Origin of the sequence: Actinomadura sp. NPDC000929 (assembly GCF_040492065.1) — a bacterium.
GTDB classification, from domain to species: domain Bacteria; phylum Actinomycetota; class Actinomycetes; order Streptosporangiales; family Streptosporangiaceae; genus Spirillospora; species Spirillospora verrucosospora.
The window spans coordinates 1-18696 of the sequence record NZ_JBEUPA010000033.1 but is presented as its reverse complement, the minus strand read 5'-3'; the positions used below and the strand labels follow the sequence as shown (position 1 = coordinate 18696).

Below are 18696 nucleotides of genomic sequence, written 5' to 3'. Positions count from 1 at the left end.
ACCAGGTACGCTTTCCCGGCAACGCGGGCGCGTAGCTCAGGGGTAGAGCACTCGCCTTACAAGCGAGTGGCCGCAGGTTCGAAACCTGCCGCGCCCACCAGCCAAAAGACCCCGTTTCCAAGATCGGAAACGGGGTCTCGTGCCATTAGCGTGCCATTAGCCCACGAGCGGGAGCGCTCCGGCCGCCCCATCATCGTCGTCAGAGCCGGTGTTGTTGATCTTGTCGTCCATCGCTCGGGCGATAGCCCGGTTACCGCCCGCCGTCCGGTGCTGGTAGATCAGCGCGGCCCGCACGCTGTCATGGCCCATCCGCTCCATGAGGTCGCGCAGCGTCGCACCGGACTCGGCCGCGAAGGTGTTCCCGGTGTGTCGGAGGTCGTGAAAGTGCAGGTGAGGAACGCCCAGCTTGGCCACCGCCTCACCCCATTTGGACGCCCGCCGGAAGTTCGCCCGCCGCAGGACGCCGCCGCGCTTGCCAGTGAAGATCAGCGCTTCGGGCTCCGAACCGGTGAGGTTGCCGAGATGCCGCCGCAGCACCGGGATGATCGCTTGGGGGAGTGCCACCGTCCGCAACCCCGCCCGCGATATGGGCGGCCCGATGACCAGCTCACCGGTGTCCAACTCGACTTGCGCTTGCCGGACGGTGACCGTCCCGGCGTCGATGTCAGGGGGCGGCGGCGCTTGGGCCTTGCGCCAGGCCGCCTGGAATGTGAGGCGTGGGCGCCGGTCACCGGACGGCCACGCCGGGCCGCGCGTCCTGCTACTCCCGCCCCGCCCTGCCAGCCGCCGGCGGTCGCCGGGTCGCGCCGCCGCCTCAGGGTTCTCCGCGACGCTCGCGGTGACTCCTCAACGAACTGCGCACCGCCACCACAACCAAGCCGATCCAAGTTCCAGCGAGAGCACCCATCAGGCCAGTTCCTATGGCACTGTCGGAAGCCTCGTAAGTCTCGGCCCCCCACAAAGCTCCGACCAAGCTATAGCCCCCCAGCAGGGCCCCTAGCAGGCCACCAGTTATCAGACCCACGAGCGCGCCACGCAGGGCATCCCTCCAACAGCGAGCACAAATCCCAACGAGAGCGCCCATCAGGCCTGCACCCATCCCACTGTTCCAAGCTCCGAAATTGTTAGTGGCCCCCCACAACGTTCCTAACAGGCCACCAGCTATCAGACCCACGAGCGCACCACGCATGACACCCCTTCGACGGCCGAGGAGGCAACCAGTCTCCGGCCGGTCCCCAAAGCCGTCAAAGGCAACGCCTCCGGCGGGGGGCACTCCGGCTCTGGGAAGCACGGGCGTGTCCGCGACGGTCGCCGGAGGGCGAGGGCCGGCCTGAGCTTTCCGTCTGCCGTCGTCCCGATCGGGGATCTACCAGACCAGGGCCAGGGGTGAAGGTCGTTGGTCCGGTGGGGCGCTCCACCTTCACCCCCTGCCCCTGGCCCGGCATCGCCGCGCTCGAGGCCGCCTTTCGGTGCGCGGACTGTCCCAACTAACGTCCGGCCTAAGCGTGTTGTCGATCGTGGTGTTCTCCGATCGGTGCCAGCGGCCGACCCTCAGCGTGCCGGAGGTGGGGGCGCGGCGGTCGGGCAGGAAGTCTGCGCCCGGTCGTGCGGCCCGGTAGGTCGGGCTGGTCTCCAAAACGTCTAAGGCCACCTGACGCGGCGGTCTTCCCCCGCGGGTGGGCTTCCACCAAAAGTGGAGGGCTCTGTGCAGGTCGTGGTGCTGCACGTCGCGCGGAAAGGGTAAGGCGGGAGGGGATGCCCCTCCCGCCTCTATTCGGTAAATGGTGTGATGTCAGGTGACATCCCCACGTGCCGCCCTCGACCAGACGTCGAGCAGGCGAGCCGCCGACCCGCCGACCGGTCCGATGCTGTCCCGCAGCGTCTCGGACGCCGGAAGCCGAGCATTGGCCACCGCCGATACCGCGAGCGCGGCATCATCGATGGTGGACGAACAGACCTTGAGTAGATGGTCGGGAACCTTCAGCGCGGGATCTGTGCACCCCACGAGAGGTGTGCCCACGGCGGCGATCAGGGGGAACACCGTTCCCGGAATCCCGATCGTCGCCTCAGCCCGTGCCGAGGCGTTCAGCGACGGAACCTGGCTCATCTCATACCGGGCCCACAACGCGGGGTTCTCCCTCGGGTGCAGACCGACCATGATCCGCTTACCGGCCGTCCGCAGCTTCTCTGCGGCCGCCAGCAGGAGAGCGGTGCCGGGCGCCGCTTCCCCGGTCGAGTCGGGGCGGGTGACGCTCGTCAGGACCAGTACCAGCCCCGGCTCGGGCACCCGCTCCGGCAGATCGTCGGTCTGCGGGGAACCAACGACGGTCACCGTCCCCCGCGCCGTGCCGAGGTAGCCGGCGAACGCGTCGGCCGCCGCCGGTGACGCGGCGGTGATCTTTCGCAGCCGCGGGCGCAACTTCTGTGCGCCAACGGCTTGCCGCGGTCCGAGATAGGCGAGCTCGCTGGCGGCCAGGGGCAGCTTCGGAAACCGACCGGCGACCTCCACCGGCCAGTCATCGGCCCCGGCGACCACGAGCAGGTCAGCGGCCGGAGCAGTTCGTGGTGTCGCGGTCGGCACCGGATCCCCGGGCTTGATCCGCGACTTGTCGGGCACCACCTGAGTCAGCTGCCAGCCGCGCCGTTCGGCCTCGGCGAGCAGTGGCCGCACGTGGTAGGTGGCCCAGGGCTCATTCGTCGCTATCAACACCTGAAGCGCTGTGTTCGCCCTGGCACATGGTGATCGTGACATGCTCTTTCCTCTCTTTTGGCAAGGTCGACCCCTCTTGGGCCGCGTCTATAACTGTCAGTGAAGTCGCCGGGAACGCCAGAGGGAGAGGAGGAATGCGCGCCATGACCGCCTGAACAGCCGTCGTCTTCACCGTGGCGGGCTCCAGGTCATGTCTTGCGTCGCTCGGGTGATCGCCCGGCTGCCGCGGCCGTCCGGTGCTGGTAGTTCAGGCGGCCCGCACACTGTCATGGCCCATCCGCTTCATGAGGTCGCGCAGCGTCCCCGGACTCGGCCGCGAACGTGTCGCCGGTGTGCCGGGGTCCTGCAGGTACAGGTCAGAAGCGTCCTGTGGCCACCGTCTCACCGCACTTGGACGCGCGCCGGAAAGTTCGTCCGCCGCAGGACACCGTCCTTATCGAGGGAACGGTGGGGGTGCTGCGCGAGAACGCGGGAGCTGTGAGGCGAGATTCGTGGACAGGGTGCGTGCGCTGTCCCGCCCTGATCTTGGCCGCGTTCTATCCCCTCGCGGTCCTTGTTGGACGCCGCCGGGTGGCCCGCCCCGCCAGCGGCGCCGCTCTGGCCGGTGCCGCAGGCTCCCGCATCCTCGGCGATGACCACCACGATCAGCACGACGAAGACGATGATCGCCAGGACGCCCGACGCTGGCATCCACACGACCTGCGTCGAACCTCGATCGTGGGCACCCCTTAGCTGGCCTGCACTTTGCCCAATTCGGTTATCTGCTGGTCACGAGGTTCCGGCGCGCCAGTTTACGTGTTGATCACACTTTGCAGCAGATGGGGGAAGTAGTAGATAAAACGTAGTGCCGTGGGGTGCGATGGCCTACCATATCGGCAGTTCTTGATCGACAGACCTTGGCGGGGGCTGTTCTGGCCGTGCAGTCAGATAACACCGGAGAGCCGGTTCAAGCGCCTCCACGGCAGCAGAACCCGACGCCCCCGCACCCCTGGACTCCGGGCGGTTCGCCTCATTTTCCACGCGTGTATCCCCTCCCCGTCAGGGCGGGTGGCCCATTCACGACCTCGGCCCGCTCCTGGCGCGCGGTGGCCCGCCGTGGTGGTTTCTGGGCTGCCGTGGGGGCGCCGGGACGAGCACGCTGCACGCCGCCGTCCCTGGCGGGATGGACGCGGGCCATTGGTGGCCGGTGTGCGCTCCCACGCCCGTTCGCGTCGTCCTGGTGACCCGGTCGTCGGCCCATAGGCTGCGTGCCGCGCAGACCGTGGCCTGGCAATGGACGCAGTCCCCGCAACTGCGGGCGGTGCGACTGCACGGCCCTCGTCGTCGACGCACCGGGCCGACGACCAGAACCGCTGCGAGACCTGCTCGCTCTGGTTGCCGGCGGCGTACCGAAAGTGTGGGATCTGCCCTGGGTGGAAGCGGTCCGGCTCGGCGACCCCCTGGTCAGATCTCTCTCTCCGCCGAATACGCGGCATTGGCCGCAGACCTGCACAGCGTCAACGGAGGATTCAATGCTTGATGTCGTCTCCGCGACGGCGGCCGACACTGATCACCTTCAGGCCCTTGTCGGGGCGGTCCCGGACCCGGGGCAGGGAACGGCCCCGCCCGGGACTGGGCGGATGGCGATCTCGCATCGCTGCGGCGAGGGCGGTGAGCGCGCCCGGGGCCTGGTCTGGGTGCTCGCCGCGTGCATGCTTGCGGGCTCGGCGTCCACGTTCGTCGGCACGACGATGAGGGGCTAAGGCGTGACCCAGCCCCCTGACTCGTTCCCTCCCAGCCCTGAACCCCCTGGAGTGTTCCGGCGGCCGGGGTTGCTGGTGGCTGCCGGGTTCATGGCCGTCATCGTGGTCCTCGGCGTGGTCGTCGCCGTAGCGGGCTCCGGTTCGGAGAGCCCCGACGACTCAGCGCCTCCCGTCCCGGCCTCGCCGCTCGGGGCAGGGGGCGGCAAACCGCTGGGCTGCCGGCCGACCGACACCAGTCAGCAGGTGCCCGTCTCGGCCCCGCCCGGCGTCACCTGGGAGCTGTTCCAGGCGATCGCGCTCCCGACCTCGGCGACCACCGGTCCGCTCGTCCGGCAGGGCGGGCAGCGCAGTTGCTACGCCCACACTCCGGTCGGCGCGATGATCGCCTCGTTGCAGATCAGCGCCCGCCTCACCTACTCCGCCCGGTGGAAGGCGTTCCTCGCGCACCAGGTCGTGGACGGCCCCGGAAAGGTCGCGCTGGCGCGCGAGCGCGCGGGCACGGGCGCGAGCCCGCCGCTGCCGGCGGGCGGAGTAGCGCAGGTGGCCGGGTTCAAGTTCATCACCTATGGGCCCGACACCGCGGTGGTGAGCCTCCTGACCCGTCTGGACCCCTCCACGTACGTGGAGGGCACCTTCACCGTCAGGTGGCAGGCGGGCGATTGGCGGTTGGAGCTGCAGCCGGACGGGACTCCCAACTCCGCAGGGCCGAAGCGCTCCTCCCTGTCCGGATACGTCGCCTGGGGTGGTGCGTAAGGTGACCGCTCCCGCAGATCCCAGCGACAGGTGCTGCCTCTTCGACGTCGCCTGCAACGCCGAGCAGCAGGTCGGTCCGGCGCCCACCGGGCCTTCGCCACCCGTCGGTCTTATCCCGAGTTGAGTCGGCGAGGTTGCCAGCGAGCTGGTCCTGCGGGCTGGCTTGCGGGGGACGCGGCGACGCTCAGTTGTCGGGGGTGTTTGGCAGGGTTCGCGGCGTGATCAGTGCCCCGCTCGTGGAGTCGTTGCATCGGATTGATGTGTGGCTTGCCGAGCACGCTCCGGCCAGTTATCGGACGCTCAACCCTCCGGCTACCTCCGAGCAAATCAGTGACGCCTTCACCCGGATGGGCGTGCCTGTGCCGGTTGACCTGGCGACTCTGCTGCTGCGCCATAACGGGACGACCGACCCGGAGATCGGGCAGGCGAACCGGAAAGGCATCGCCCACTTCCTGCCCATGTGGACAAGACTGCTGTCTCTGGAAGAGATCGAGGACGACTACGACGGTCACATGCAGGTCCTTGGAGACCCTGAGGAAGACGAGGATGACGACGGTCTGGATCCGTGGTGGCATCCCTCGTGGATGTGCTTCGCCTCCAGCACGGACTCGGGGGTTCACTGGGCCGTCGACCAACGCGCTGGGGGACGAGCGATCCGTGAGTGGGACCGCGTCGAGTCGTCCGAGGGCTTCTTCTCACTTCCGGTGATGATGGCCGCTATTGCCACCAGCTTGGAGACCGGACAGAGCCTCTTTCGGCACCGCAGTCACCTACCCCAGGTCTCGGAAGACGGTGTACTCACCTGGGACGTCGGTCCCGCGAAGCTCTCTGGCTGACCGCACTCGCGGGGCGGTCAAGGGAGCCCTGGGTCACCACTTGTTGGACCAGTAGATGGCGTCCATGGCCACGCGGATGGGCGGTGCGCCGTTCCGGATGTGCTTCCAACCGGCGTCGTTGAGGCTGTAGTTCAGCGGGTAGTGGCCCGAGACCTTGTCGCGCAGGTCGCTGTGCCGGAGGCCTGCGATCGGGGCGTAGCGCACCCGGTGCTGGGCTCCGATGGACTGGGGCGCTGCGCTGGAGGAGTTGACCGCCTGGTCCCGGTCGGTGGCGACCAGCGTCCAGTCGGTGCCGCCCTCGGCCTGGGGCAGTCGCGTGCCGATCCAGTTCATGAACGCGTTCGTCCCGCTCATCTCCTGGCACTGCTTGTTCGACGTGCAGAACGCCGAGACGATGGCGCCCTGGTGCGGCGTGCCGAGCGTGACCACGTCTTGGATCAGCAGCTTGGGCGGCCAGCCCGGCTCGTGGCGCGCGTAGCCGGCGATCGCGGCGCGGGCGACCAGGCCGCCCATGGAGTGCGCGACGATGTCGACGGTCTGGCCCTTGGACGAGTAGTTCCTGTAGATGTTCTGGGCGAGATTCCTGCCGAGATCCTTGATGGACGTGTCGGTCGACCCCTTGGCGATCCGCACGCAGTTCTTCGGATCGTCGGTCGAGTAGTAGCCGACCCGGTGGAATTTGCCCGTCCAACCCCAGCCGCGCATCGCTTTCACCGCGCTGCTCCACTTGTCGGCGCATCCGGTGTCGGTGACCGTCTGCCGATATCCCCTGATGAGATAGACGGGCGTGTTCGCAGAGTCCCCGCCGACGCGGGTGGCGCCCGCTGCGATCTGCGCGGCGGTCAGGCTCTGGGCCGCCTGGGCGGTCTTGCTGCCCCCGGCGCTCAGCTCGGTCTCCTGAACGGGCGTCGCGTCGCACGACACCAGGGCCAGGCTGGTCGTCATGACGAGGCCGGCGGCGGCGAGGGCGGCCCTGCCCGGGACGGCGATTCCCATTGTTCATCTCCCCTTCGGCAACTCATGGAGAAATTACTCGGTGCGAGTCAGGGGCGTGGAGGGCTGAAGGGCCTCAATGCGTGAAAGAGATTTTGGGGCCCTAGGGCCCTGGTGGTGTGGATCCCGGACTGTTTTGCGGGACCATTCGTGTATTTCCGGATTTGTCGCCAGGTGCCGCGCCTGAGCGTCAGATTCGCATGGAGTCGGAGACGGCCCATGGAACGCCAGGGAAGAAGTCCTCCGGCTGTTCGTTGATCCTGATTACCGGGTTCTCGACAGCCGTCATCTCGGTCTACGGGTTCTTTCGTTCTCGCCCGGCCCCGCAGACGCTGACCCTCGGGGGTTGTCCGGCGGGTCGGCGGAAGGACGGTACTCCGGGACACCCGTGATCGCCACGGGTGTCCACGCAAAGGAGACCGATTTCATGAAGCCTCGCTTTCCCCTTGCCGGTGTCGTCCTCGGCGTCTTCGGCGGCGTCACCCTCAGCGGCGTCGTCGGTGGCATCCTCGGGGGCGGTTCGGCCGGTGTCGTCGCCGGCATCGTCGCCGTCGTGATCGGCGTCCTCTTCGCCGACACGACCGCCAGCGACGAGTCGTGGAACGTCATCGGCGGCGTCGCCAGGGGCATCGCCTACACCGTCGCCTGGGGCATCGGCGGCGCCATAGCCGTCGGCGTCGGAAGCCTCCTGACCGGGGGCCTCCTGGGCTTCCTCGGCTTTCTCGGGGGAGTCGTCGGCGGCGTTGCCGGTGGCTTCGTCGGCGGGGGCGCCGGTGGCGTCCTCGTTCGCGGAGCCGTCCACGGCGTCGTCCGCCTGAAGCGTCACTAGCTCGCCCGCAGGGTGCATGGTGCCCTGCGGGTGTGCAACCGGGGGTCGGCCTACCCGGCCGGTCCCTGCATCCACTGGTCCCGTGGCTAAGGCCACGGGACCAGGACACTCCCGGTCAGACGATTTCCTTGATGACGGCGTTGCCTGCGGTCGCGGCGCGAGCATAGAAGTCTCGGACGGTGTCGAAGGTGTTCGCGAGGACGCCGTGTTCCACCATGTCCCAGGATTCGCCGCTCTGCAGCCTTCCCCAGCCCTCGAACGAGTAGGGCTGGGTCTCTCTGAGGAATGCGTGCCGGTCACGGATCAGCGCGTCGCGGTCCAGGCCGCGGAGGAAGGCGTCCACCGCGCGCACCCGGTCGGGGCGCAGGAGGCGCGGGACGTGCAGGAGGGAGCCTTCGCCGGTTTCGTTCATGACGAGGCCGCCCATGACCGCGTCGCGGGCGGGCGGGTCTCCGGAGGCGCGCTCGTAGTCCTCGTTCGGGTGGCCGGTCAGCAGGACGTGCAGGGCGTCCCAGGCTCGGTGGGTGTCTATCTCCTCCAGTTTGCCCAGGGAGCCGGACGGGTCGTAGCCGAGCTCGACGGGCAGGTCGTCCCAGATGGTCCGTAGCCGCCTGAGGCCCGCGTGCAGGCCGTGCGGATGATCGAGCAAGGCCGCGACCTCGGCGCCGTCGTACCTTGTCAGCCACATCCAGTAACCCATGGCCCTCCACTCTCACACGGCGGGTCGTAGGCCTCGGGATCATGCCCCGCCCCGGGCGTCGCGTCGAAGGCTTTTCCCGGGGCGGGCGGTGCTGTCAGGCGTCCTGGCCGTAGCGGGCGGCTATCTCCTCGGAGCTGGGCCAGCGGGAGTAGGCGGGGGACTGGGGCCAGCCTTCGGGGACGTCCTGCCACTCTTCCTGGCGGCCGTAGGGGAGCAGGTCGATCAGGGGGAAGGTGTGGCTGAGCTGTTCGGTGCCCCGGCCGTTGGTGTGCCAGGTGCGGTAGACGGTGTCGCCGTCGCGCAGGAAGACGTTGACCGCGAAGCCGCCGCCGGGAGGCGCGCCCACGTCGGTGCCGAACGGGCTGTTCGCGGTGGAGTACCAGGTCATCTTGTTGCCGACGCGTTGCCGGTAGGCGAGGGCCTCCTTGATCGGGCCCTGGGTGACGACGACGAACCGGGCGTCGTAGGCGTCGAGGAACTCCAGCCGGGTGAACTGGGACGTGAAGCCGGTGCATCCCGGGCACTGCCATTCCTCGCCGGGGAACCACATGTGGTTGTAGACGATCAGCTGGGACCGGCCGTCGAAGATCTCGGCCAGGCTGACCGGGCCGTCCTCGCCCTCCAGCGTGTAGCCGGGCATCTCGACCATCGGCAGGCGGCGGCGCTGGGCGGCGATCGCGTCGAGTTCGCGGGTCGCGGCCTTCTCGCGTGCTCGCAGCTCGTCGAGGTGGCGTTGCCAGGTCTCGGCGTCCACGACGGGCGGTAGTGCCTTGGCGGTCATGGCTCCTCCAGGATCTGCAGGGTGTGGGAGTGTGGACTCAGCCGCGTCGCCGAACTCATCGCACAGAGGCCATGGTTCGCCCCCGCGGACCATGGCCTCTGTGGGTGGAGCCTGTTACGGACGCAGGTAGCGGCCCGGGTGGTACTGGATGAAGGACGGAGTCGTGGGCTGCAGGCCGGGCTCGGGGTCTGTGTCGAAGACCGTCTGGGCGTCAGGGGCGAGCGTGGCGGCGAAGCGGTTGAGCGCCGCCGGCCGGGTGTCGGGCCAACGGGCGGTGTCGATCCGGGTGAGGAGCGCTCGCAGGGTCGCGATCTCCTCGGACGCGGTGAAGGAGCAGTGGTAGCCGCGGTCGACGTAGAGCTGCCTCAGGTTCGCCGGGTTGCGCACCTGGGCGGCGTACCGGCGCTGGTTCTCCGGCGGGACGTTGCCGTCGCCCGTGGAGTGGAGGGTGACGACGGGCCAGGGCGTGCGGCCGGACGGGGTGCCGTAGCGGTCGAGGTAGCGGACGGCGGCCGGGTCGGCCGTGATGCGCGGCGCCGCGTTCAAGCGCGCGAGGTCGTCGCGGAGGCTCAGACCGGCCTCACGGTAGGCGCGCTTCACCAGGGACTTCTGGCTGGAGCGGGCGAAGAGCGTCCGGTAGTCCACGCCGGTGTTCCAGGACGGGTTCCCGCCCGCGAGCTTCTCGATGTCGGCGCGGTTGGCGCCCCAGAAGGCCCCCCGGTCGTAGGCGGCGTAGTAGACCTGCTGCTCCACCTGGCCGGCGACCGTGTCCGGTGCGGGCGCCCGGGACGTGTAGCGGCCGGGGATGTCCGCGAGGGCGGCGGCGAGGGCGAGGCGGGCGCGTCCGCCGGGGGTGCCGAGGGCGGTTCCGAGGGCGCGGCGGGCGCCCGAGGTGTTGGCCTGCGGGTCCTTGACGCGCACCAGTTCCAGGTCGGGCGCCAGGAGTGTCTTGATCGCGTAGTTGGTGTCGAGAGCGCTGTTGAAGTGGCCCGTCGTGCCGCCGAGCACCCCGCAGAGGGAGGCCACCCCGGCGAAGCGGCCGGGGTTGCGCTCGGCGAGGAGCACTGAGGTCAGGCCGCCGGCGGACGAGCCGGTGGAGACGGTGCGCCTGGGCTTCCCGACGTTCGCGGTGAACCAGTCGAGCAGGTCGATCTGGTCCCTGAGCCCGGATTCGACCACCCCCCAGCCGCGCGACACGCGGAGCTGGGAGGCCGCCAGCGCGTACCCGTGGTCCAGCAGCCACTGCTTCGTGGCCGGGTGGTTCGTCAGCGAGATCTCCGAAGGCGCGGGGTACTCCAGGCTGTACGCGCCGTGGCTCCACAGCAGGAGCGTCCCGTTCCAGCGGGCGGGGACCTCGACGCGGTAGGGGACTCCGTTGATGTCGCCCTCGCGCACGCTCGTGCCGTCGTCGGCGCGGACGGGGAGGGCGACCGCGGTCAACGCGGCGAGCACCATCAGCGGAACGGTGCGGCAGAACAGGCGGAGTCGATTCATGACCCGCACCTTCCAGTACGTTCCACGGCGAGTGCAATGATTTAAGAAATAGGTTAAATGTCGTATTCTCCGACCCATGCTGCGGCTCTGGCTCGACTATGAGGACCTCACCCGGATCCGCATCACCCCGGGCCTCTCGCCGCTCGCCCAGACCGTTCTCGGCGCGCAGGCCCTGCGCGGGGTCGGCCCGGAGCCGATTCCCGGCCCGTGGCGGTCGCGGACGCGCGCGCGGCTCACCGGCCCGTCCCGCCTGCTGCTCGATCTGGTGCCGCCCGGGCGCTGGGTCCCCGACTTCCTGACGCCGTACACGCTCGTGCCCGGGTTCGAGCCGGAGCTCGACGCCGTCGCCTCGACGCCCGTCCGGCGGATCCGCGAGGAGTTGGAGCGGTCCTACGGTCCGCGGCCGCCGGTCTCGTGGCTGCCCCGCCTGGCCGGCGGCGACGGGGAAACCATGCGGACCCTCGTCCGCGGGCTCCGCGACTTCCACCGGGTCGCGCTGGAGGACTCCTGGTCCGGCCTCAGCGACCACCTGTGCGCCGAGGCGTCCCGGCACGCCAGGACGATGGCCCGCGACGGGATCGGCGGCCTGCTGGGGAGCCTGCATCCCGCCGTCCGCTGGACGTCCCCGGTCCTGGAGATCGAGACGCTGCGCGACGGCGACGTCCGCCTCGGCGGGCGGGGGCTGCTGCTGATGCCCTCGGTGTTCGTCACCGGTCCGCGCGTCCTGGTCGGCGGGGACGGCCCGGCGACCGTGGTGGTCCCCTCGTCCCGGCCGCTCAGCGGGACGGGCGACACCCTGCCGCAGGTGTTCGGCCGGACCCGGGCCGCCGTGATCCGGCTGGTCGGCGCGGACGGGGAGCTCACGACCGGCACGCTGGCGGCCCGGCTCGGCGTCAGCGCGGCGTCCGCGTCCCAGCACGCCACCGCCCTGCGCGGCGCGGGCCTGCTCACCAGCGAGCGCCGGGGCAAGACGGTGCACCACGCGCTGACGCCGCTCGGGGAGCGGTTCCTGCGCGGCGGGGAACCTCCGGAGTGAGAGGACCCCGCTCCCGGACGGGGAGCGGGGTCCTCGCCGGAGCGTCAGCAGAGGCCGCGCGGGTCCGAGGTGCGGCACCTGTTGCCGATGAAGCGGTTGGTCCTGCTGCCGCTCCGGTCGACCAGGTCGAAGGGGGCGTTGCCCTTCGCGAGGTTGAACTTGATCAGGTTGTGCCGGGCGGGCTCGCCCTTCGGGCTCGGGAACAGCACGATGCCGCCGGAGTAGGGCAGCCTGCCCCGGTTCCCGAGCACGGCGTTCTTCTCGATCGTGTTGTGGTCGCCGCCGAAGACGAGGACGCCGGTGCCGCCGAGCGGCGGGACGTCCTCGTGCTGCGGGCAGAAGCGGTTGTTCTTCGCGATCTTGTTCTTCCAGAGCTTGGTGTCGCCCTGGCCGCCCTTCTGGTCGTCGTTGACGAGCGCGGCCCCGGTGCAGTTGCCGACGAGCTCGTTCTCCCAGGCCTGGACGTGGCGGGCGTGCCGGACCAGCAGGCCGATCGCGTTCCCCGAGGCGTGGTTGTAGGCGACGACGGTGCCGCGCGCGTTCTGGATGTCGCCGACGTAGAAGCCCGCGTCGGCGGAGTTGTCGATGGCGCGGTTCTTGACGAAGCGGCCGCGGGTGGAGCGGAACTCCGTGATGCCGTACTCGCCGTTGCGCGCCGCGAGGACGCGCTCGACGGTGAGGCGGTCGGTGTACAGGCCGTACACGCCGCTCTGCTTGAAGCCCCGGACGCTCAGGTTCTTGATCGTGACGTCCCTGACCGGGTGCTTGCGGTGGCCGATCACGCAGATGCCCTGGCCCGCCGCGCCGGCCTTGGCGCAGTGGTCCCTGCGGCCCGGGTGCAGGACGGTCCTGTCGCCGTCCCCCTCGATGGTCAGGCGCTTGCGGACGAGGACGCCTCCCTCGTAGGCGCCGGCCTCGAGCCGGATGACGTCGCCGGGCCGCGCGCGGTCGACGGCCTTCTGGATCGAGTGGCCCGGCCGCACGATGTGGATCCGCCTGCCCTTGCCGCCGTCGGCGGCGTGCCCGGCCGGTGCGAAGGACGCCAGCCCCGCCAGCGCGACGGCCGTACCGAGCGAGGCCGCGAGAGTCCGCCTCATCCTTTTTCCCCGTTCTGTTGCCAATGGTGGGGGCGCGCCGGAGTGGCGCGTCCTCGCTCATCTTGAACAGAAGAGATGGCACGACCGGGTGAGCGAGAAGTAAAGAAACATCCGAGGGTTTCGTCAAGTGAGTGGGAAGCGTCTGATAAATGGTGGCACGCCATTTCATGGGATGTTAAATACCGATTTGGGCGGTCGGGGGCGGTGTCCGCGCGGCGTGCCGGGCGGCGTGTCGGGCGGTGTGTCGGACGGTGTGTCGGACGGAGGGAGCGGCGGCGCGGCGCCGGTGTGAGCAACGTCTCAGCAGGTCGTCTCGCGTGTTACACGCCGTTCACAAACGGGCAACAGACGCGAAATGCCCGGTTGGCACGTTCTGTGAGGCCGAACCCGCAAAGGCCCGGCAGCGAACGAAGGGACCGACGTTGAGCTACAAGGCCGAGTACATCTGGATCGACGGCACCGAGCCGACCGCGCGGCTGCGGTCGAAGACGAGGATTCTCGCCGACGGCGCCGAGCTGCCGGACTGGGGGTTCGACGGGTCCAGCACGAACCAGGCGCCCGGCGACCACTCGGACTGCGTGCTCAAGCCGGTCTTCTCCTGTCCCGACCCGATCCGGGGCGGTGACAACAAGCTGGTGCTGTGCGAGGTGTACCTCGTGGACGGCACCCCCCACGAGACCAACACCCGCGCCAAGCTGCGGCCCGTGGCCGAGCAGTTCGCGGCGCAGGACTCCTGGTACGGCATCGAGCAGGAGTACACCTTCTTCAAGGACGGTCGCCCGCTCGGCTTCCCGGAGCGCGGCTACCCGGCCCCGCAGGGCTTCTACTACTGCGGTGTGGGCTCGGACGAGGTGTTCGGCCGCGACATCGTCGAGCAGCACATGGACGCCTGCCTGGCGGCGGGGCTGAAGATCTCCGGCATCAACGCCGAGGTCATGCCCGGCCAGTGGGAGTTCCAGATCGGCCCGGCGGGGACGATCGAGGTCGGCGACCACCTGTGGATCGCCCGGTGGCTGCTGTACCGCATCGCCGAGGAGCACGACGTGTCCGCCACCCTCGACCCGAAGCCGGTCGAGGGCGACTGGAACGGCGCCGGCGCGCACACCAACTTCTCGACCAAGGCCATGCGCGAGGGCTACGACGCGATCATCGCGGCGTGCGAGGCGCTCGCCGAGAAGGCGCAGGAGCACGTCGCCGGGTACGGCGCCGACATCGAGCGGCGGCTGACCGGCATGCACGAGACCGCCCCGTGGAGCGAGTTCAGCTACGGCGTGTCGAACCGCGGCGCCTCGGTGCGGATCCCGTGGCAGGTCGAGGTGGAGAAGAAGGGCTACATCGAGGACCGCCGCCCGAACGCCAACGTCGACCCGTACGTGGTGACCCGCCTGATCACGGGCACCTGCTGCGCGGCGCTGGAGAAGGCCGGCCTGGTCTGACGATTCCGGCGAAACGGATCCCCGGGAAGCGCGGCTTCCCGGGGATCCGCCGTGTTCTGCCATAAGGGGGAACGCGGCCAAACATCTGCAAAATGGTGAGGTTGGGCGTATTCCTTGCTGCGGCGACGGGTAGCACACCTACGTCGCACCGGGGGAGGGAACATGCCCGACTCATCCTTCGGGCGGAACTCCGGAGGCCTGCCGGGCAGGCACGCCGGCCGCCCAGCGCCACGGCCGTGGGAACGCTCGTTCCGCTGCCCTTCCGCGGCGCGGCGGCGGCCGATGGAGGCGCCGCCCCGACGGTACGAGGACTTCGTCGCGCTGCACGAGGAGATCTCCAGGGAGGGCTCCGGCGCGCCGCTGCGCCCGCTGTGGTGGACGGGCGTCTCCGCCGCGCTGGTCGGCGGGGGCGCGGCGTTCGCGGTGACGATCGGGCTGCGGTCGGCGTTCGGCGTCGAGGTGCCGGTGTTCGCGGGCGGGCACACCGCGGCGGCGCCCGCCGCGACGAGCTACGCGCTGTGCGCCGCGGCGGCGGTGATCCAGGCCACCGCGCTGATGCACCTGCTGCTGTCGTCGGCGGCGCGCCCGGTCCGGGCGTTCGCCTGGATCGGCGGGATCGCGGTCGCGCTGCTGGCGATCCTGCCGCTCACCCTGCACGCCCGCCTCGACGCGGCGCTCGCCACGGCCGCGATCAACCTGGCCGGCGGGTCGGCCGTGGTGGCGCTGCTGTGTGCCGTGGTCGCGGCGACGTCCCGGCAGTCCCCGTGGGACCGCCCGTTCAGACGCGACCGACCGTGATCGTCAGCGGGCCGGGCGCCGCGGTGGAGACGACCCGGACGTGCCGCAGGCGCCGCCGCACCCGGACGTCCACCGGCTCGTCCGGCGCCAGCAGCCGCACCTCGCGGTGCATCCCGGAGAAGCCGAGGCACAGCGAGACGTCCCAGGTCCCGCGCGGCAGCGGGTCGTCGACGAACGCCCGCGTCGCGGGCACCACCGCCCGGTAGCCGAGCCGGTCCGGGCGCTCCTCCAGCATCGCGATGACCTCGTAGACGTGCCGCGAGCGGCGCTCGGTCATGATCAACGTCCCGGAGACCGGCCTGCCGCTCCGCCGCACGTCCAGATGCCCAGCGACGACGATCTCCTCGCGCTCCTCGTTCCAGCTCAGCGTGTCCGCCGCGACGGATCCGGCGACGTGCGAGCGGCCGCCGACGTCGATCGCGAGGGCGCCGCCGGCCCCGAAGTAGACGATCACCGTGCAGGAGTCGGGCAGGAACCGCCGCAGGGGCGAGGCGTCCAGGCCGGGCGCTCGGCCCGGGCCGAGCGGGACGACGGAGGTCTCCATCGGCGCGCCGACCGACAGGCTCACGTCCCACAGCCCGCCGGGCAGCGGGTTCCCGCCGGCGAGGGTCGCGACGTCGACCTCCGCCTCGAACGCGACGCGCCCGTCCCGCTCGCGGGCCGAGGCGGGCACGCGCAGCAGGCCGTCGCCGTCGCGCTCGCGCAGGAGCAGCTCGATCTCGCGGACGGCGCCGCCGGGTTCGAGGGTGCCGGCCAGCCGGAGCGCCGTCCCCGCCCAGCCGATCTCCGTCAGTAGGGGATCCGCCATCGCCGCCTCCGCCCCGGTCGCCGCCGTCCACCCCGCCCTTCCCCGCGAGCGGGGGCCGAACCGGGGTCAGGGCACGACGGTCACCGGCCACCGCCCCGCCTTGACCAGCCGGACGGCGACGGACCCGATGAGCCGGTGCCCGGCCTGCGCCGACGCGCCGACGATCACGGCGTCCGCGCGGGACTCGTCGGCGACGCGGGCGAGCACGGTGTAGGCGTCGCCCAGCTCGGTGACGAGGTCGTAGCGGACCTGCTCGCGCCCGGCGGCGGCCTCCAGCTCGGCGCGGATCTGCGCGGTGACCTCCTCGGCGGTCTCGCGCAGCGCGGCGGCGCCGCCCGGGGTGAGGGTGCCCATCGAGGCGACCGACGTGACGTGCACGACGACGAGCCGGGCGCCGGCGCGGCGCGCGAGGCCCCACGCGTAGGCGCCGGCGCGCAGCGACGTCTCGGAGCCGTCCACTCCGGCCACGATCACCTTCGGTCCGTCGACGCCGTACTCGAACGGTCTCATGTGATCACCACGGGACCAGCGTAATCGGCGGTTCAGGGCCGGACGAACCGGGCCAGAAGGTCGTCGAGGCCGAGGGCGCCGGTGCCGAGCGCGCCGTACATCGCGTCGGCGTCGCCGTAGCCGAGGTCGCGGGCGACGGCCAGGGAGTCGCCGCGCGCCTCGGCGGCGAGCAGGTCGACGCCGCGCTCCGCCAGCGCCCGGACGAGGCGGCGCCGGCCGGCCTCGGCGTCCTCCTCGGCGCGGCGCAGCGCGAGCCGCTGCTGGATGCGGACGCGGGCGGGCACCGAGACGGCGAAGCCGAGCCAGTCCTCGGACGGGGCGCCGGCCGGGTCGGTGAGGATCTGCACGACGTTGCCGCTGCGGATCTGCACCGACATGGGCGCGAGCCGGCCGTTGACGACGGCGCCGATGCAGCGGTCGCCGGTGCCGGGACCGAGCGCGTAGGCGAAGTCGAGCGCGGTCGCGCCCGCGGGCAGCGGGACGATGTCGCCGCGGGTGGTGAACGCGGCGACGTTGCCGGCGGCGAGGTCGGCGCGGAGCCGGTCCAGGAACTCGCCGGACGGCGCGTCGGACTGCCAGGCCAGCAGCCGGCTCAGCCACACCAGGTCGCGGCGCTCGGCGACGGTGGGACCGGTGTCGCGGCCCGCGTCCCGGATGTGCGCGACGATGCCGTACTCGGCGACCGGGTGCATCGCCTCGCTGCGGATGATCACCTCGAACGGGTCGCCGTCCGGGCTGATCACCCGGGTGTGCAGCGACCGGTACAGGTTGTCCTTCGGCGTCGCGATGAAGTCGCGGACCTGCCCGGCCACCGGGTGCAGCGCGGCGTGCACGGCCCCGAGCGCGATGTAGCAGTCGCTCTCGGCGCCGTCCACCACCAGCAGCAGCCGCGCCGCCTCGCACGGCCGCAGCCCGGCCAGGCCGCCGCCGAACGACTGGTGCACCGCGTACAGGTGCGACGGACGGACCTCCACCCGCGCCCTGACCCGGTGCTCGGCGAGCGAGGGGCGCAGCAGCGCCGTGGCGGGACCGAACGTGCGGCCCGCCCCGCTCAGCGCCGCCCGGACGGCGCGCCGCGTCGCCTCGTGCGCCCCGGGGTCGCGGGCGGCGAAGGCGAGGTCGTCCATCTCCCGCTTGAGGACGTGGATGCCGAGCCGCTCCGCGAACGGGACCAGCAGCTCGTGGGACGCCTGGGCGTAGCGGGCGCGCTTGTGCTCGGGCTGGTGGCGCAGCGTCCGCAGGTTGTGCAGCCGGTCCGCCAGCTTGATCACCAGGACCCGGAGGTCCGCCGCCGCGGCCAGCACGATCTTGCGGAACGTCTCGGCCTCGGCGCGGTCGCCCCAGCGCCGGCCGTCCAGCTTCGTGACGCCGTCCACCAGCACCGCGATCTCGTCGCCGAAGTCGGCGCGGACCTCGCCGAGCGTGTACGGGGTGTCCTCGACGGTGTCGTGCAGGAGCGCGGCGACCAGGGTGGTGGTGTCCAGCCCCATGCCGGCGAGGATCAGCGCGACGGCCAGCGGATGGGTGATGTACGGGGCGCCGGACTTACGGAGCTGCCCGCGGTGCATGCGCTCGGCCACCGTGTACCCGCGCAGCAGTTCGGCCTCGGCCGCTCCCGGGAGGGCGCCGCCGGGGTGGGCGGCGCGATGGGCCGCGAGCAGGGGGGCGAGGGCGGCCCGCACGGGGTCCGGGCCGCCTCCCGCCGCCTCCCGCCGCCGCGCGGGGAGGCGGAACCGCCCCGTCGCCGGATTCAGCGTCGCCATCGCGCCCCCGCCTGGCCCGTCCGCGGCACACCGCCACGGACTGTGATCGCCATTATGCGCGATGTGGCCGCGGCGGCGGGAGACCCAGGCCGGGGCCACCTCCGGCCCCCGCCGCGCGTCAAGGGACGTTCCAATCTCCTTCGCCGGGCCGCCATCAACGCGCCCCCGGGTGTGTCGTCCCCGTGATCATGCCGTCGCCGACCGTAGTGTGGCGCTCCGTTGTTGCGAGCCGCGCCGGTCACGCGCCGGACCGCGCGGGACGTCGGGGGGCTGTGCATGGCGGGCAGGGGCGGGCGGGACGCAGGCCGGGGCGAGCGGCCCCGGACCGAGATCATCGGGGTCGCCCCGTTCGGCCGGCCCGCGCCCCACCTCGCCGTCGCCGTCGCCCGCGCGGGCGGCACCGGCGTGCT

The 18696-nt window shown here is 71.2% G+C and carries 17 protein-coding genes and 1 tRNA gene; 8 read left to right on the top strand and 10 right to left on the bottom strand.

What is annotated here, in order from left to right; translation table 11 throughout:
• The first annotated feature begins 25 nt into the window (after positions 1 to 25).
• Positions 26 to 100: transfer RNA gene (locus tag ABWI04_RS14945), tRNA-Val, on the top strand.
• Positions 101 to 156: 56 nt separating this feature from the next.
• On the opposite strand, the gene ABWI04_RS14940 is transcribed toward ABWI04_RS14945, so the two are convergent.
• On the bottom strand, positions 157 to 621 hold the full coding sequence (locus tag ABWI04_RS14940) for a tyrosine-type recombinase/integrase (RefSeq protein ID WP_353832766.1): 465 nt from the start codon (positions 619 to 621) through the stop codon (positions 157 to 159).
• A 1171-nt stretch (positions 622 to 1792) separates the two neighbouring features.
• Positions 1793 to 2710, bottom strand: a complete 918-nt coding sequence (locus ABWI04_RS14935; RefSeq protein WP_353832765.1) for a hypothetical protein — start codon at positions 2708 to 2710, stop codon at positions 1793 to 1795.
• A gap of 1619 nt (positions 2711 to 4329) precedes the next feature.
• On the opposite strand from ABWI04_RS14935, the gene ABWI04_RS14930 reads away from it, so the two are divergent.
• From ABWI04_RS14930 to ABWI04_RS14920, 3 genes are all read left to right on the top strand, one after another.
• Positions 4330 to 4452: a hypothetical protein gene (locus tag ABWI04_RS14930; RefSeq protein ID WP_353832764.1), complete on the top strand. Its 123-nt coding sequence runs from the start codon at positions 4330 to 4332 to the stop codon at positions 4450 to 4452.
• A 75-nt stretch (positions 4453 to 4527) separates the two neighbouring features.
• Positions 4528 to 5205 carry a DUF8175 domain-containg protein gene (locus ABWI04_RS14925; RefSeq protein ID WP_353832763.1) on the top strand — a complete coding sequence of 226 codons (678 nt, stop codon included), beginning with the start codon at positions 4528 to 4530 and terminating at the stop codon, positions 5203 to 5205.
• Between the two features lie 218 nt (positions 5206 to 5423).
• Complete coding sequence (locus ABWI04_RS14920; RefSeq protein ID WP_353832762.1) at positions 5424 to 6041, top strand: SMI1/KNR4 family protein; 618 nt, start codon at positions 5424 to 5426, stop codon at positions 6039 to 6041.
• Between the two features lie 33 nt (positions 6042 to 6074).
• On the opposite strand, the gene ABWI04_RS14915 is transcribed toward ABWI04_RS14920, so the two are convergent.
• Entirely contained in the window at positions 6075 to 7037 is a 963-nt protein-coding gene (locus ABWI04_RS14915) for an esterase/lipase family protein (protein WP_353832761.1), read from the bottom strand.
• Between the two features lie 385 nt (positions 7038 to 7422).
• Between ABWI04_RS14915 and ABWI04_RS14910 the strand changes: the two genes are divergently transcribed.
• Positions 7423 to 7863: a hypothetical protein gene (locus ABWI04_RS14910; protein ID WP_353832760.1), complete on the top strand. Its 441-nt coding sequence runs from the start codon at positions 7423 to 7425 to the stop codon at positions 7861 to 7863.
• A gap of 115 nt (positions 7864 to 7978) precedes the next feature.
• Here ABWI04_RS14910 and ABWI04_RS14905 read toward each other — a convergent pair whose 3' ends face one another.
• The 3 genes from ABWI04_RS14905 to ABWI04_RS14895 all read right to left on the bottom strand — a co-directional run bounded on the left by ABWI04_RS14905 (position 7979) and on the right by ABWI04_RS14895 (position 10838).
• Entirely contained in the window at positions 7979 to 8563 is a 585-nt protein-coding gene (locus ABWI04_RS14905) for a DUF1877 family protein (RefSeq protein ID WP_345178562.1), read from the bottom strand.
• 94 nt (positions 8564 to 8657) lie between these two features.
• A complete protein-coding gene (locus ABWI04_RS14900) occupies positions 8658 to 9344 on the bottom strand; it encodes a DUF899 domain-containing protein (protein WP_353832759.1) in 687 nt (228 codons plus the stop codon).
• Between the two features lie 114 nt (positions 9345 to 9458).
• Positions 9459 to 10838 (bottom strand): alpha/beta hydrolase family protein, encoded by a 1380-nt coding sequence (locus ABWI04_RS14895; RefSeq protein WP_345178558.1) that lies wholly within the window; start codon positions 10836 to 10838, stop codon positions 9459 to 9461.
• 76 nt (positions 10839 to 10914) lie between these two features.
• Between ABWI04_RS14895 and ABWI04_RS14890 the strand changes: the two genes are divergently transcribed.
• Positions 10915 to 11874, top strand: coding sequence for an ArsR/SmtB family transcription factor (locus ABWI04_RS14890; RefSeq protein ID WP_353832758.1), 960 nt, complete (start codon positions 10915 to 10917; stop codon positions 11872 to 11874).
• A gap of 44 nt (positions 11875 to 11918) precedes the next feature.
• Here the strand turns inward: ABWI04_RS14890 and ABWI04_RS14885 are convergent, their stop codons facing one another.
• Positions 11919 to 12971: a right-handed parallel beta-helix repeat-containing protein gene (locus ABWI04_RS14885; protein ID WP_353832757.1), complete on the bottom strand. Its 1053-nt coding sequence runs from the start codon at positions 12969 to 12971 to the stop codon at positions 11919 to 11921.
• 422 nt (positions 12972 to 13393) lie between these two features.
• On the opposite strand from ABWI04_RS14885, the gene glnII reads away from it, so the two are divergent.
• Positions 13394 to 14407, top strand: coding sequence for a glutamine synthetase GlnII (glnII, locus tag ABWI04_RS14880; RefSeq protein ID WP_345178555.1), 1014 nt, complete (start codon positions 13394 to 13396; stop codon positions 14405 to 14407).
• 162 nt (positions 14408 to 14569) lie between these two features.
• Positions 14570 to 15205 carry a hypothetical protein gene (locus ABWI04_RS14875; RefSeq protein WP_345178554.1) on the top strand — a complete coding sequence of 212 codons (636 nt, stop codon included), beginning with the start codon at positions 14570 to 14572 and terminating at the stop codon, positions 15203 to 15205.
• Here ABWI04_RS14875 and ABWI04_RS14870 read toward each other — a convergent pair.
• The 3 genes from ABWI04_RS14870 to ABWI04_RS14860 all read right to left on the bottom strand — a co-directional run bounded on the left by ABWI04_RS14870 (position 15186) and on the right by ABWI04_RS14860 (position 18286).
• Positions 15186 to 16013 carry a hypothetical protein gene (locus tag ABWI04_RS14870; protein WP_353832756.1) on the bottom strand — a complete coding sequence of 276 codons (828 nt, stop codon included), beginning with the start codon at positions 16011 to 16013 and terminating at the stop codon, positions 15186 to 15188. The two genes, ABWI04_RS14875 and ABWI04_RS14870, sit on opposite strands and share 20 nt — an antisense overlap.
• 66 nt (positions 16014 to 16079) lie before the next feature.
• Complete coding sequence (locus ABWI04_RS14865; RefSeq protein WP_345178550.1) at positions 16080 to 16523, bottom strand: universal stress protein; 444 nt, start codon at positions 16521 to 16523, stop codon at positions 16080 to 16082.
• A gap of 32 nt (positions 16524 to 16555) precedes the next feature.
• Entirely contained in the window at positions 16556 to 18286 is a 1731-nt protein-coding gene (locus ABWI04_RS14860) for a RelA/SpoT family protein (RefSeq protein WP_353832755.1), read from the bottom strand.
• Positions 18287 to 18696 lie beyond the last annotated feature (410 nt).